Annotated in this window: 14 protein-coding genes; 6 read left to right on the top strand and 8 right to left on the bottom strand. The window is 74.3% G+C overall.

The genetic code is table 11. The annotated features are described in order from the left end of the window. Window positions 1-20 precede the first annotated feature (20 nt). Complete coding sequence (locus tag IE251_RS17265; RefSeq protein WP_229896808.1) at window positions 21-1,046, bottom strand: urea transporter; 1,026 nt, start codon at window positions 1,044-1,046, stop codon at window positions 21-23. Window positions 1,047-1,418: 372 nt separating this feature from the next. Between IE251_RS17265 and IE251_RS17260 the strand changes: the two genes are divergently transcribed. Then, a complete protein-coding gene (locus tag IE251_RS17260) occupies window positions 1,419-1,793 on the top strand; it encodes an STAS domain-containing protein (RefSeq protein WP_373302012.1) in 375 nt (124 codons plus the stop codon). 16 nt (window positions 1,794-1,809) lie between these two features. On the opposite strand, the gene IE251_RS42400 is transcribed toward IE251_RS17260, so the two are convergent. Further along, window positions 1,810-1,887 (bottom strand): hypothetical protein, encoded by a 78-nt coding sequence (locus IE251_RS42400; protein ID WP_465964370.1) that lies wholly within the window; start codon window positions 1,885-1,887, stop codon window positions 1,810-1,812. Window positions 1,888-2,057: 170 nt separating this feature from the next. Here IE251_RS42400 and IE251_RS17255 point away from each other — a divergent pair, with 170 nt between their 5' ends. After that, window positions 2,058-2,534 carry a GreA/GreB family elongation factor gene (locus IE251_RS17255; RefSeq protein ID WP_189753857.1) on the top strand — a complete coding sequence of 159 codons (477 nt, stop codon included), beginning with the start codon at window positions 2,058-2,060 and terminating at the stop codon, window positions 2,532-2,534. Window positions 2,535-2,547: 13 nt separating this feature from the next. Here IE251_RS17255 and IE251_RS17250 read toward each other — a convergent pair whose 3' ends face one another. From IE251_RS17250 to IE251_RS17235, 4 genes are all read right to left on the bottom strand, one after another. Continuing rightward, window positions 2,548-5,073, bottom strand: coding sequence for an ATP-dependent Clp protease ATP-binding subunit (locus tag IE251_RS17250; RefSeq protein ID WP_189753856.1), 2,526 nt, complete (start codon window positions 5,071-5,073; stop codon window positions 2,548-2,550). 232 nt (window positions 5,074-5,305) lie between these two features. Continuing rightward, the gene (locus IE251_RS17245; protein ID WP_189753855.1) at window positions 5,306-5,677 is read right to left on the bottom strand and encodes an NUDIX hydrolase; all 372 of its coding nucleotides are present in this window, start codon (window positions 5,675-5,677) and stop codon (window positions 5,306-5,308) included. 101 nt (window positions 5,678-5,778) lie between these two features. After that, window positions 5,779-6,660, bottom strand: a complete 882-nt coding sequence (locus IE251_RS17240) for a diacylglycerol kinase family protein (protein ID WP_189753854.1) — start codon at window positions 6,658-6,660, stop codon at window positions 5,779-5,781. Window positions 6,661-6,698: 38 nt separating this feature from the next. Next, a complete protein-coding gene (locus tag IE251_RS17235) occupies window positions 6,699-8,291 on the bottom strand; it encodes an FAD-binding oxidoreductase (RefSeq protein ID WP_189753853.1) in 1,593 nt (530 codons plus the stop codon). Between the two features lie 108 nt (window positions 8,292-8,399). On the opposite strand from IE251_RS17235, the gene IE251_RS17230 reads away from it, so the two are divergent. From IE251_RS17230 to IE251_RS17220, 3 genes are all read left to right on the top strand, one after another. Then, entirely contained in the window at window positions 8,400-8,999 is a 600-nt protein-coding gene (locus IE251_RS17230) for a TetR/AcrR family transcriptional regulator (protein ID WP_189753852.1), read from the top strand. Then, on the top strand, window positions 8,996-10,576 hold the full coding sequence (locus IE251_RS17225) for a glycerol-3-phosphate dehydrogenase/oxidase (protein WP_189753851.1): 1,581 nt from the start codon (window positions 8,996-8,998) through the stop codon (window positions 10,574-10,576). The genes IE251_RS17230 and IE251_RS17225 overlap by 4 nt, the downstream gene beginning before the upstream one ends. A gap of 131 nt (window positions 10,577-10,707) precedes the next feature. Further along, a complete protein-coding gene (locus IE251_RS17220) occupies window positions 10,708-10,851 on the top strand; it encodes a hypothetical protein (RefSeq protein ID WP_189753850.1) in 144 nt (47 codons plus the stop codon). Between the two features lie 32 nt (window positions 10,852-10,883). Here the strand turns inward: IE251_RS17220 and IE251_RS17215 are convergent, their stop codons facing one another. Continuing rightward, on the bottom strand, window positions 10,884-12,335 hold the full coding sequence (locus IE251_RS17215; RefSeq protein WP_189753849.1) for a WGR domain-containing protein: 1,452 nt from the start codon (window positions 12,333-12,335) through the stop codon (window positions 10,884-10,886). A gap of 113 nt (window positions 12,336-12,448) precedes the next feature. Beyond that, on the bottom strand, window positions 12,449-13,093 hold the full coding sequence (locus tag IE251_RS17210; RefSeq protein WP_189753848.1) for a TetR/AcrR family transcriptional regulator: 645 nt from the start codon (window positions 13,091-13,093) through the stop codon (window positions 12,449-12,451). Window positions 13,094-13,252: 159 nt separating this feature from the next. On the opposite strand from IE251_RS17210, the gene IE251_RS17205 reads away from it, so the two are divergent. Beyond that, complete coding sequence (locus IE251_RS17205) at window positions 13,253-14,038, top strand: SDR family NAD(P)-dependent oxidoreductase (RefSeq protein ID WP_189753847.1); 786 nt, start codon at window positions 13,253-13,255, stop codon at window positions 14,036-14,038. The last annotated feature ends 23 nt before the right edge of the window (window positions 14,039-14,061 follow it).

The raw sequence follows: 14,061 nt of genomic DNA, 5'->3' as shown, positions 1-14,061 counted from the left end.
CCCGCCGCCGCTCCGGCGGCCTACGCGGTCCGCGCCGTCGCGCCGGGCAGCTGCGGGCGTACCTCGTCCGCGTCCGGGGCGGGGGTCCGGTCGGCCAGCCGGGGGAAGGAGCGGGCGGCGGCCAGGAAGCAGAGGGTCGTCAGTACGAACGGCCAGGTGAACGCCCGGCCGCCGGAGGGGGCGAGCAGATGCGCGACGGCCGGGGTCACGGCGGTCGCCGTGGCGGCGCCGAGCAGCGCGTACAGCACGGTGGCCGGGGCCGGCGCGAGGAACACGCCGCCCAGGGCGATGGCGACGAGCACCGCGTTGCAGCCCATCGTGCCGTCGGCGATGCCGGCCGCCGGTGCGCCGAGCGCCCACGCGGTCAGGATGCCCGTGGCGCTGCCGGCACAGGCCAGCAGGCCCACCACCCGGCCGGCCAGGAACAGCCCCGCGAGCAGCAGCGCCCCGGCGTACCACTGCTCCAGGAAGAAGACCTGGGAGATGTTGCGGAAGAAGGCGCGCCACAGGTCGTCCGGGTGCGGCCCGGTCGGTCCGGTGGCCGGGCCGGGCAACGCCGCGAGGCCGGCGTCCTGTGGCCGGACGCGCCGGAAGGCGGGCGCCGCGATGGTGACCGCGCTCGCCAGCAGGCAGTACGGCAGGGTGAGCGGCGGCAGCCGCCACCCGTGCAGCAGCCGGACCACGGCGGCGGTGGCGACCGCGGTGACCACGCAGCCCGCGGCGGCGAGCAGCGCCGTGGAGAGCCGGCCCGCGCCGAGGAACACCGCGCACCACAGGGCGACGAGGCAGGAGTTGTACCCCTCCAGTCCCTGCTCCACCCGGTCCCGGGCGACGTGCAGCAGCCGTGCCGTGCCGGTGCCCAGGGCGGCGCCGCCGAGGGCGTAGCCGCCGTAGCGCCAGTCGGCCGTGGCCAGGGCGAGGCAGAAGACGGCGCCGGTCCGCACGTCGGCGAGGAACATCACCTGGGCCGGCCCGCGCAGCAGCCACCGTCCGAAGCTCTCGCCCCGCCCCCGACGCCACCACCGGACACCGTCCGACCGCCGCACGTTCCGCCCCCTCACCGATACACCCCACGATTCCGTACTGCGGTAGGCATCTTCCGGCATACGGTATCGACTTGTCGAGATGTCCCACCGGGGCGGGGCCGATTTCAGGGGTGCGGCGGCGAGTGGCAAGGCATGGCAAGGCGTCGGGGGGGCGCGGGGTTGCGCGGAAAGGAGGCAACTCACGGCCGGTCCGACGGATATGCGCCGGTGCGCGGCACGGCGGCCTGCATCTTCCGCGCGATCCGGGGCAGCCGCCCGCTGAGGAATGCGCGGGGCAAGGCCCGGCAAGGCCGATAGGGAACGCCGGCGGCGGACCCGGCCGGGAACGCGCGGGTCCGGGCCCCGGAACGGCGAGTGGAGACGAGGAAACGCGTGGCGGACACGGCGGAGATGAACGAACAGGCGGGACCGGAGCGGCTGTCCGTCTTCCGGTCCACCATCGACGGGGTCGCCGTCGTCACGGTGACCGGCGAGATCGACCACCACACCTCGGGGATGCTCCGGGACGCCCTCACACCGGTGGGCCCCGCGCCGGGGACCCGCACGGTCGCGGATCTCAGCGGTGTGCCGTTCATGGACTCCAGCGGCATCAACGTCCTCATCGCCGGACACCAGGCCCATCAGCCGACGGGCTGGCTACGGCTGGCGGGCGTCCGCCAGTCCGTCCTGCGCACGCTGGAGATCGTCGGCCTCACCCCGCTGATCGCCTGCTACCCGAGCGTCCGTGACGCGCTGGAGGAGGACTGACGGGCCGCCGGTGGCGTCAGGACTGCGGGCGCCGCCCGTGGTTGGCCGGGTGGTTGCGGCGCGACTTCTTCTTGCGGCGTCGCTTCGAGGACATGGGACACCTCCCTCCGCGCCTTCCATGGGCCGGCGTCGGCCCGGAGACCGGAACAGCAGCACACTATCCCGGTATGTCCCTTCGTACACTCTGGAAGTGATTGATCCGCTTATGATGCGGAACGCCGGACTCTTCCTTCCGGTTACCCGTCCCGCCAAGGAGCAGACGTCATGACCGGTGACCCGGAGCCGATCAGCGCACAGGCCCGCCGTGCGCTGGAGCAGGAGCTGGCCGACCTGCGGGACGAACGCCGGCTGGTCGCCGGAACGCTCCGGGAGTCCTCCGCGTCGGTCGGCGACCAGGCCGACCAGGCCGACCAGTTGCGGCGCGCCGACCAACTGGGGCGCCTGGACCGCCGGATCGAGGAGATCACCGAGCGGCTGCGCGAAGCCGCGTCGGCCGGTCCCGCCCCGACCGACGTGGTGGGCGTGGGCAGCACGGTGACCGTCCGCTTCCCGGACGGCGAGACGGAGACGCTGCGGATCGGCGAGGTGGCCGAGGCGCTGGACCAGACGCTGGTCACCGCCGACAGCCCGCTCGGCCGGGCCCTGCTCGGCCGCCGGCCCGGGGACACCGTGCGCTACGACACCCCGGACGGGCCGGCGACCGCGGTTCTGGTCTCCATCGGCGAGCCGCCGTCCTCCTGACGGTCCCCGGTTGTCACCCGGCCGGTGCGGGGGCGGAGCCGGCGGGTGCCTCGGGGGCGCCGCGGCGCACCGAGCAGTGCAGCGAGTCGTCCCGCACGTCGGCGACGATGGTGTCCCCGGGTTCGGCCTCGCCGCCGAGCAGAAGAGTGGCGATGCGGTTGTCCAGCTCCGCCTGGATGGTGCGGCGCAGCGGGCGGGCCCCGAACTCCGGCTGGTGGCCGTGGGCGATGAGCAGTTTCTTGGCGCTCTCGGTGACCTCCAGCTCCAGGCCCTGGGCGCGCACCTTGTGTTTGCTCTGGTCGAGCAGATGGTCCACGATCCGGCCCAGGTCGTCCTCGGTGAGACCGTGGAAGATGATGATGTCGTCGATCCGGTTGAGGAACTCCGGCAGGAACCGGGCGCGCAGATCGTCCATCAACTCTTCCCTGAGGTCGGACACATCGCCCTTGTGCTCCAGGATGCGGTGCGCGCCGATGTTGGACGTCATGATGACGACGCAGTGCCGGAAGTCGACGGTGCGGCCCTGGGCGTCGGTGAGCCGCCCGTCGTCCAGGATCTGCAGCAGGGTGTTGAAGATGTCGGGGTGGGCCTTCTCCACCTCGTCGAAGAGCAGCACGCTGTAGGGCTGGCGGCGGACCTTCTCGGTGAGCTGGCCCGCCTCCTCGTAGCCGACGTATCCGGGGGGCGCGCCCACCAGCCGGGCGACGGTGTGCTTCTCCTGGAACTCGCTCATGTCGAAACGGATCATGCGGTCGGCGTTGCCGAACAGCAGGGCGGCCAGGGTCTTGGCGAGTTCCGTCTTGCCGACACCGGTCGGGCCGAGGAAGAGGAAGGAACCCACGGGCCGGTTCGGGTCGCCCATGCCGGCGCGGTTGCGGCGTACGGCCTGGGAGACGGCGGTGACGGCCTCGTCCTGGCCGACGATCCGCTCGTGCATCTCCTCTTCGAGCCGCAGCAGTCTCTCCTTCTCGCCGGCCGTGAGCTGGGAGACCGGGATGCCGGTGCGGCGGGAGACGATGTCGGCGATGTCGGAGGCGGTGACGGAGACGACGCCCTCGCGGCGCTCCTCGATGCCGGCGAGTTCGCCCTCCACCTCGGCGATCTGCCGCTTGATCTCCGACGCCTTCTCGAAGTCCTCGGCGGACACGGCCTGGTCGAGTTCCCGGCGCAGCTTGGCGATGTGGTCCTCGCGGCTGACGATCTCGGTGGAGCGCCCGGTGCCGCGCAGCCGTACCCGGGCGCCGGCCTGGTCCATCACGTCGATGGCCTTGTCGGGCAGGAAGCGGTCGCTGACATACCGGTCGGAGAGTTCGGCCGCCGCGGCCAGCGCGCCGTCCTCGAAGCGGACCTGGTGGTGGGCCTCGTAGGCGTCGCGCAGTCCTTCGAGGATCTGCACCGTCTCCTCGACGGTGGGTTCCGGGACCAGCACCGGCTGGAAGCGGCGTTCCAGGGCGGCGTCCTTCTCGATGTACCTGCGGTACTCGTCGATGGTGGTGGCGCCCACGACGTGCAGTTCGCCGCGGGCGAGGGCGGGCTTGAGCATGTTGCCCGCGTCCATGGCGCCCTCGCCGGTGGCGCCGGCGCCGACCACCGTGTGCAGTTCGTCGATGAACAGGATGATGTCGCCGCCGGCCGCCTGGACGTCCTCGATGACCTTCTTCAGCCGCTCCTCGAACTGCCCCCGGTACTGGGCTCCCGCGACCATGCCCGACAGGTCCAGTACGACGACCCGCTTGTCCTTCAGGGTGTCGGGGACCTCGCCGGCGACGATGCGCTGGGCGAGCCCCTCCACGATCGCGGTCTTGCCGACGCCCGGTTCGCCGATCAGCACGGGGTTGTTCTTGGAGCGCCGGGAGAGGATCTCCACCGTCTGCTCGATCTCCTCGGCCCGCCCGACGACCGGGTCCAGCTTGCCGGCCTTGGCCTCCTCGGTCAGATCGCGGCCGAACTCGTCCAGGGTGGTGGCCGGCCGGCCGCGCTCGGCGGGGGCCGCCTCGGGGCGCGGTGCCGACTGTTCGGTGAGGCCGGCCAGCCGCCCCGGGTCCAGGCCCTCGGCCCGTAGCAGCCGGGCGGCGCCGGTGTCGCTGTCGCCGATCAGGGCGCCGAGGATGTGCTCGGGGCCGATGTAGGACACGCCGGCGGCCTGCGACCGGGCGAAGGCGGCGCGCAGCGTGCGCTTGGCCGCGGGCGTCAGGCCCGGTTCCGCGGAGGGCGTGCCGGACTCGCGGGGCAGCACCTTGGCCAGCTCGGCGGCGAGGGTGTCGGGCTCGACGCCCGCCTGGGAGAGCAGCCGGCGCGACGGTTCGACCCGGGTGGCCGCCCACAGCAGGTGTTCGGTGTCCAGGTCGGAGGTGCCGTCGGCGGCGGCCCGCTGCGCGGCCAGGTTGAGCAGTTCCTGCGCGGACTCGGTCAGCAGCCGTCCGATGGGGACGCGCTGCACCGCCGGGGGCGATGACGCCGGCGACATACCGAAGAACCGGTTCAGCAGCTCGCTGAAGGGGTCCGACGAACCGAACGGTGCACCGAACGACATCGACATGACAGCTCCTGGCGCGCGTGGGGGGCCGGCCCGTCCGCGGCGCAACTCCGCGAGCGGCGTCCGCGAGGGCAATCCGCGCTGTCGGCAACGCGAGGGACCCACGAGGGGTCCCTACATCACTGAAACCCCCGCCGGACGGCACCGCAAGCGGAGGGAGGGGGCGGGGCGGGTGGCCGGACGGCCGGTGGCGGGTGGCCGCAAGGCCGCCGGGCCGTGGTTGGAGGAGTGGGGGTCAGACGGGGGGTGTGTGGCCCTGGAGGTAGTGGCGTACCGGGGGCGGCAGGGGGGTGTCGGCGGCCTGCTCCGCCGATGCCCAGCGCAGGTGGTCGGGGGTGAGGCGGCCGCCGTCGGACGGTGACTCGGTCAGCAGGCGGCACAGGATGGTCGTCCCGCCGTCGGCGTCCCCTTGGTCCAGCGCCTCGGTGCCGTCGACCAGGTACCCGGTGAGCTCGTAGACGACCCGCGCGGCGGTGGCCTGGGGTGTCTCGGCCGGCTGCGGGATGCCCGAGGGCAGCCCCCAGCCGCCCTGCTCCGGGACCAGCAGCAGCCGCCCGTCGGACACGACGACCGCCCGCACCACACCCTCGGCCCGCTCCGCTGTCATCCGGCCCACCACCCCTCCCCAGGCACCTACCGCCTACCCGGGCAAGGGCGGGTGATGCCTCGTGAATCCCCGGAATTCACAGGCGAGTTGGCAGGACCGGGTCAGTACAGGACCGGCAGGTCGGCGGGGCGGATCCGCAGGGTGACCGGCAGGGTGGCGTCCACCTCGCCGTCGGCGCCGTAGGGGACGGGCCGGCCCGCCTCGATGCGCAGCTCCCGGCCGCGCAGGACCCGTACCTCGGGGCGGCGGACGTGGGCGCCGGTCCGCAGTTCGTTCATCAGGGCGAAGAACAGCCGGCGCGGGGCCTCGCGGATCAGCACGATGTCGAGCAGCCCGTCGTCCACCCGCGCGTCGGGTGCGATCAGCCGGCCCGAGCCGTAATAAGGGGAGTTGGCCGCCACGACGGTGTAGCCGCGGTGGGTGTGCTCCGCCCCGTCGACGGTGACGCGGTAGTCGGCGGGCCGCCAGGAGGTGACGGCGCGCAGTCCGCCCGCGTAGTAGGAGGCGGCGCCGCGCAGCAGCCGGGCGTTGTTGGCGTGCCGGTTGGCCTCCGCGTCGACACCGGCGTACACGCTGCCCAGCACCACCGTGCGCGGGTGGGTGGCCGACTCCACCTCGATGGTGTCGACGGGCCGGGGCTCGGCGTGCAGCAGGATGTCCGCCAGCGCCTCGGGCTCGGCCGGCAGACGCAGCGCGCGGGCGAAGTCGTTGCCGCGTCCGGCGGGTACGAGGCCCAGGACGGTGCCGGTGCCGCTGAGCGCGCCGCCGATGCCGCCGGCGATGCCGTCGCCGCCCACGGCCAGCACGATCCGGCCGCGTTCACCGGCCGTACGGGCGATGTCCTGGGCGTGGGCGAGGCTGTGGCTATACTCCGTCTCCAGCCCGGCCCCGGCCTCGCGGAGCAGCCGGGCCAGCCGGAGCAGGGTCGCCGCCCCGGTGGAGCCGCCCGCGGTGGGGTTGACGACGGCGGTGAACTGGCGCATCGGTGGGCCTCCGAGGCAGGCGGTCGGATCGGGCGGGGTCAGTCGGTGGGCAGCAGGACGCCGGGGTTGAGCAGGCCGTCGGGGTCCAGGCGCCGCTTGACGGCGCGCAGCGCCGAGACGCCGAGCGGGCCGGCCTCGCGGACGTACCAGTCGCGGTGGTCGGTGCCCACCCCGTGGTGGTGGGAGATGGTGCCGCCGGCGGCGAGTACGGCCTCGTTGGCGGCGTGCTTGGCGGGCGTCCAGTGGGCCACCGGGTCCTCGCCCTGGGCGCTGACGACGGTGAAGTACAGCGAGGCGCCGTTCTCGTACACGTGGGAGATGTGGCACATCACCAGGGGCGGGGTGCCGGCCTGGGTGAGGGTGTCGGTCAGGGCGGTACGGACGGCCGTGTACAGCTCGGGGATCCGGGACCAGAACGCGGCGGTCTCCAGGGTCTCGGCGAAGGCGCCCACGTCGAGCAGGGCGTCGCGCAGATACGGCGCGGAGTAGCGGCCGTGCGCCCAGCGTTCGCCGGGTTCGGCGCCGATCAGGGTGCCGCCGCAGGCCGTCAGGACGTCAGCGGCCCGGGCACGCCGGTGCGCGGTGTCCTCCGCCGTGCCTTCGTAGCCGGTGATCGCCAGGCATCCGGCGCCGCCCTGTTCCGGGCCGGTGCCGATCGCGTCGGGCTGGGCGAGTCCGATGAGCGTCTCGGTCTCGTCGGACAGGCGCAGCACGGTCGGCCGGGGCCCGTCCTGGGCGAGCCGGCGCAGCGCGTCGGTGCCCTCCTGGAAGGAGCCGAACCGCCAGCCCTCGTACACCCGGGTCTCGGGCAGCGGGCGGATCCGTACGGTGACGGAGGTGATGACGCCGAAGGCGCCCTCCGAGCCGAGGATCAGCTGGCGCAGGTCGGGTCCTGCGGCGGAGCGCGGGGCGCGGCCGGTGTCGAGGGTGCCCTCGGGGGTGGCGAGGGTGAGGGCGAGCACCATCTCGTCGAAGCGGCCGTATCCGGCGGACGCCTGTCCGCTGGAGCGGGCGGCGGCGAATCCGCCGATGGTGGCCCACTCGAAGGACTGCGGGAAGTGGCCGAGGGTGTAGCCGCGTTCGTTGAGCCGGCGTTCGGCCTCGGGGGCGCGCAGGCCGGGCTGGAGGACGGCGGTGCGCGAGACGGGGTCCAGGTCGAGCAGGCCGTTCATGCGGCGCAGGTCCAGGGCGACGAACATGCCGCGGTGCGGGGCGAGTCCGCCCACCACGGAGGTGCCGCCGCCGAAGGGGACGACGGCCAGGCCGTGCGCGGCGCAGGCGCGCAGCACGGCGAGGACCTCGTCGTGACCGGCGGGCAGGACGACGGCCTGGGGTGTGCCGGCGACGTCTCCGGCGCGGATGCGCAGCAGGTCGGGGGTGGACTTGCCGCGGGTGTGCCGGATGCGGCTCTCGGCGTCCGTGCGGACGTGTTCCTCGCCGCCGACGGCCTCCGCGAGGGCCTTCAGGGCCGCGGGCCGGACCGTGACGGCGGGCGGGCGGAGGTCCGCCAGGCCGGGGGCGGGCGTGCTGCGCGGCTTGACACCGAGCAGGTCGCGCAGCAGCCCGGTCACCGAGTCGGGCAGCGGTGCCGCCTTGGCCGGGTCGCCCCAGCCGTTCCACAGCATGTCCATTGAACGGTCGTCCTCACAGGGTCGGTGGGCCGGGCGGTGGCGGTCATCGTGAGCCGTGCGGGAGCGGTGCCGCTTCCGTCCCGCTCCCGGGGCGTTACACTGTGACACATGACGCCTATTCGTCACAACGGTTCGGACGGCGATCCCGTGCTCGACGCGGTACGCGACTGTGTGCTGGCCGTCGGGGTGCGGCGCACCACGCTCGCCGACGTCGCCCGCCGCGCCGGGGTCTCCCGGATGACGCTCTACCGGCGCTGGCCGGACCTGCGGACGCTGGTGGGCGATCTGATGACCCGGGAGTGGATCGACGTGGCCACCCGGGCGATCCCGCGGCCCGCGCCCGGCGTCGCCACGCGCACCCGGATCGTGGACGGGCTGGTGGCCGGCGTCGAGGCGTTCCGGGCGCATCCCCTCTTCCGCAAGATCGTCGACGTCGATCCGGAACTGCTGCTGCCCTACGTCCTCGACCGGCGCGGCGCGAGCCAGGAGGCGCTGCTGGCGCTGCTGGGCGACGCGCTGCGCGAGGGCCACGCGGACGGCTCCGTACGGCCCGGCCACACCGAACGGCAGGCCCGCGCCCTGCTGTTGACCGTGCAGTCCTTCACCCTGTCCCTGCGCACGATGACCGACGAGGACGATCCGGAGCTGGACTCCGCCGCGTTCCTCGGTGAGCTGCGCACCCTTCTGGAGAGGACCCTGACGCCATGAGCGACACCGAGGCCGCGCCCGGCTCGTCCCTGAGCGCACACCGGCGCCGCCGGGAACTGGCCGAGGCCGCCGACGGCCGGGTGGCCGACGTCCTGGTGGTCGGGCTCGGCGCGACGGGCGCCGGGGCGGCCCTGGACGCGGCGGCCCGCGGGCTGGACGTCATCGCGGTGGACGCCCACGACCTGGCCTTCGGCACCTCCCGCTGGAGCTCGAAGCTGATCCACGGGGGGCTGCGCTATCTGGCCTCGGGGCAGTTCGACGTCGCCCACGAGAGCGCGGTGGAGCGCGGGGTGCTGATGACCCGTACGGCGCCGCACCTGGTGGCCGCCCAGCCGTTCGTGCTGCCGCTGACCCCGCTGGTGTCCCGGGCCCAGGCCGCGCTGGCGTGGGCCGGCTTCCGGGCCGGGGACATGCTGCGGGTGGCCGCCCGTACACCGCGGCAGGTGCTGCCCGCGCCGCGCCGGCTGCCGGCGACCGAGGCCCGGCATCTGGCGCCCTCGGTCCGCGCGGCCGGACTGCGCGGCGGGCTGCTGTCCTGGGACGGCCGGGTGACCGACGACGCCCGTCTGGTGACCGCCCTGGCCCGGACGGCCGCCGCGCACGGCGCGCGGGTGCTGACCCGGGTGCGGGCGCTGGAGCTGACCGGGGCGGGCGCCCGGATCCGGGACGAACTCACCGGCGAGGAGGGCGAGATCCGGGCGCGGGCCGTGATCAACGCGGCCGGGGTGTGGGCGGGCGCCCTCGCCGAGGGCATCCGGATCCGCCCGTCGCGCGGCACCCATCTGGTCCTGCGCTCCGAGCGGCTCGGCGCCCTGCCGGCCGGGCTGCACATCCCGATCCCCGGGGAGACCAACCGCTTCGTGCTGGTGCTGCCGCAGGGAGACGGCCGGGTCTACGTCGGGCTGACCGACGAACCGGTGGACGACGGGGTCCCGGACGTGCCCGAGGTGCCCGAGACCGACATCGGCTTCCTGCTCGACGTGCTCGGTTCGGTGCTGGACGCCCCCGTGGCGCGGGAGGAGGTGGTCGGCGCCTTCGCCGGGCTGCGTCCCCTGCTCGACACCTCGCCCGGCTCCGGGGCCGATACCCGGGCCCGCACCTCGGACATCTCCCGCCGGCACGCGGTGCTCACCTCGCCCGATGGTGTCACCACCGTGGTCGGCGGCAAGCTGACCACCTACCGGCGGATGGCGCAGGACGCCGTGGACGCCGCCGCCGAGGCGAGGGGCCTGCGCGCGGCCCCCTCCCCCACCGCGGCCCTGCCGCTGGTCGGCGCCGCCGCCCCCGACCGTCTGCGCGCGCTGCCCGCACCCCGCCGCCTGGTCCACCGCTACGGCACCGAGGCCGTGGCCGTCCACGCCCTCGTCACCGAGAACCCCGGCCTGGCAGAGCCCGTGCTCCCCGGCCACCCCGTCACCCGCGCCGAACTCCTCTGGGCGATCCGCCACGAGGGCGCCCTGGACGACTCCGACCTCCTGGACCGCCGCACCCGCATCGGCCTGGTCCCCCAGGACCGCACCGAGGCACTGCCCGCCGCACGGGAGGTACTGGAACGGGCGGCGCCCGTGCTCCCCTGACTGCGGGCCCACCGAATCCGGCACCAGCCCCAGCCCGTCCCGCAGAGCGGCGAGCGGGCCGCAGGAATCGGTGCGCGCGGCATCCGCCCGGCAGTGGGGCGCTGCCCGCCGGCTGGGCGTTGGAGGGCGGCGTGGCCGTCCTGTTCACGGACGGGGGTCTGACGGAGGCGGTGTCCCGGAGGCCGGACGCCCGGCTGTACCGGGTGGAGCCGGACGGGCGGGGCGGGGCGGAGGAACGGGCCGTTGCCTGCCGGCCGCTGCGTGCCGTGCCCTGACGACCGTACGGCTTCGGCGGCCCGGGGCCGGGTCACAGGAGGCGGTGGATGTCGCCGCGGACTCGGTAGAAGCCGCCCGACGCGGGGTGCAGGGCGTCCACGACGTAGCGGGCGCCGGGTTCGCGTATCGCGCGGGGGAACTGGACGTTCCAGGAGTGGTCGTAGCCTTCGGAGACGACGTGCACCCGGACCCGGCCGGCCTCCTGGACGCATTCGACCACGATCGCTCCGGCGGGTGCCCGGTCGACCGTGGAGACCGCGGTCACGGCCGTGGCCGGGGCGTACGTCGGGGTGGCGGCGGCGAGCTTGACGTCCCGCACCACCGGGACGGTGCCCTGCTGGGCCGCGGCGATCGCCGCCTCGCTCGCGTCGACGCAGACCAGGGAGCCGTCGGTGGTGACCAGGTACAGCCGCTCGTCGCGGTACTGCATCGACAGCGCCGAGCCGCCGCCCGTGCCCAGCTTCCACAGCCGCGTGCCGTGCTGGTCGAAGCAGTAGACGGAGGAGGCCGCGTCCCCGGCGAAGACGAAGCGGCCGCCGGGTGAGGTGGCGCACGAGTACACCGCGCTGTCGCAGGCGTACGTCGCCTCGATCGCGCCGGTGGCCTTCGACAGCCGCTGGACCACGCGGTGCGCGGTGCCCGCGTACACCGCCTCCCGCTCCTGCCAGCCGAACAGCACGCCGCCGTTGGTGGGCGTGTGCCACAACTCGCCGCCGCCGTCCGGCGCGTAGGCGGTGACGCCACGCTGGTGGCCGTGGTAGACGGCCCGGTCGTCGGCGCGGACCATCCAGGCGTGCTCGCCCTGGCTGCGGCGGGACCACTGGTGTTCGTCCTCGTGGTCGATGACGGTGAGCCGGCCGGCGCGGTCCGAGACGTCCAGGACGCCCTCGTGGATGTCCAGCCAGAAGATGTCGACGTCGGCGGCGATGTCGTAGGCGGCGAAGGGCAGTTTGGAGGACAGGTCGTACACCGTGCCGTCGTCGCAGCCGGCGTAGATCCAGAAGTCGTCGGCAACCAGGCACTTCACGCCGTCCGGCAGGCTGAAGCGGGCCAGCACGGCGCCCTCGTGGTCCAGGGTGTAGACGTCACCGGCCTGGTTGCCCACCCAGCAGCGCTCGTCGTCCACGTGGATGCCGAACGCGGCCGAGCCGGTGCGGAACCGCCACAGCACCGGTGCCACGGCCCGCGCCGTGGAGGGTGCCGAGCTGACCTGACGTCGGGTCACCGCACGCGGCGCGCGCTGCCCTTGGACGGCCGGCGCGTACCCCTTGCGGATCTTCTCGCCGGCCTTCTTCGCGGCGGCGGCCCGCGCCTTCTCCTCGGTCGGGAACGTCGTCGTCTGCGTCTGCCCGGCGGCGCCGATCCTGCCGTAGCGCACCGTCACGACCCGGCCGTCGACGGTCACCTCGTAGAACTTGTGGGCGCCGCCGCCCTCCTGTGACAGCTCCAGGTACGTCGTCGACACCGCGGACCCCGTGGACATGGCAGACCCCTCCCCAAGACGGACCCGCGGCCGTTCCGGCGGGTCCCCGACTGCTGTTCACGTTAGGGGCACCCACTGACAACGGCCCCGGCCCGGGATGCGAGCCGGCCGTCCTACCGGTCGCCGCCGGGCGGCAACTCCTCCAGTCCGCCCAGGAGTTGGCGCAGGCAGCGGAGTGCGAGCGCGGCCGGTGACCCCTCGCCCGTGACGCCCGCCTCCGTGGCGGCCCAGGTCTCCAGCGCGATGCGGATCGCGTCCGTGGCGGCCGCCGCGACCAGGCGCACCTGCAAGACCTCCAGGCTGCCGTCCGCCAGCCGGGTGACGACCGGGACGAGCCGTTCCTCCGACTCCTGGTTCACCCGGTACCAGACCGCGCGCAGCGCGGGATCGTCCGCGGCGGCCCGCAGCAGTCCCCGCGTCCGCTCCAGCGCCGCGGCGGCCTCCTCGTCGGGTGCCGCCAGCGACTCCTCGACCGCCGCCTCCAGCGCCCGCGGCAGACCCGCCCCGGGCTCGGCCGCCTCCAGCAGCGCCCGCCACCGGTCGGCGCCGGCCGCGAGCAGGGGGCTCACCGCGTCCTGCTTGGAGCGGAAGTAGCGGTAGAAGGTGCGCAGCGCCACGCCCGCGTGCCGGGCGATCTCCTCGGCGGTGGTCGCGTGCGGCCCCTGCGCGGCGAACAGCTCCGCCGCCGCGTGGGCGATGTCCAGCTGGGTCGCGGCCTTGCGGCGCTCGGTGAGGGAGGTGGGGGGCTTGGTGCTCATCCCAGAAGAGTACGACCCGACGAGCCTGGGCGGCACGCGATGCCGAAATGGCAAAACGTGCCACCTAGGCGTAACGTGAAGGCTATCGGGCGCCGGACGGCAAGAGAACCGGCGTCGTACAGGGCCCGCCGCGCCCCGGCGGGCCGGGCAGGAGAACACATGAACCGCTACGAAGGCCGCCGCGCGCTGATCACCGGGGGCGGCTCCGGCATCGGCCAGGCCACCGTGCTGCGCGTCCTCGCCGAGGGCGGCAGCGTGGTGGCCGCGGACGTGAGCGAGCGGGGCCTGCGGGACACCGCGGAGAAGGCGGCCGGGTACGCGGACCGGCTCACCACCGTCGTCATCGACGTCGCCGACGAGACCTCCGTACGCGCCGGTGTCGCCGCCGCGACGGCCGCGCTCGGCGGGCTGGACGTGCTGGTCAACGCCGCCGGGATCCTGCGCTCCTCGCACTCGCACGAGACGAGCCTGGAGGAGTTCACCCGCGTCCTCCAGGTGAACCTGGTCGGCACGTTCCTCGTGATCCGCGAGGCGATCCCGGCGCTGCTGGCGGGCCGGGACGCGGCGGTCGTCAACTTCAGCTCCACCTCGGCCGTCTTCGCGCACCCCTATATGGCGGCGTACGCGGCGAGCAAGGGCGGCATCCAGTCGATGACGCACGCGCTCGCCTCCGAGTACGCGAGCCGGGGCATCCGCTTCACCGCCGTCCAGCCCGGTTCCATCTCCAGCGGGATGACCGACGGCAGCGGCGCCAGCGGGCTGAGCAACGGGCCCGGGCTGCCCGCCGACGCCGACATGAGCCTGTTCGCCAAGCTCTCCCCGGCGCTCGGCCAGGGGTTCGCCGGCCCGGAGACGGTTGCCTCCGTCGTGGCGATGCTCGGCTCGCGGGACGGCGCGTTCATCACCGGGACCGAGATCCGCGTCGACGGCGGCACGCATTTCTGACCGCGGTACGGACCTGAACCGCC

Origin of the sequence: Streptomyces eurythermus, from assembly GCF_014649115.1 — a bacterium.
GTDB classification, from domain to species: domain Bacteria; phylum Actinomycetota; class Actinomycetes; order Streptomycetales; family Streptomycetaceae; genus Streptomyces; species Streptomyces eurythermus.
Note: the sequence above shows the minus strand (reverse complement) of the source record. Positions and strands in the feature narration are given on the sequence as shown.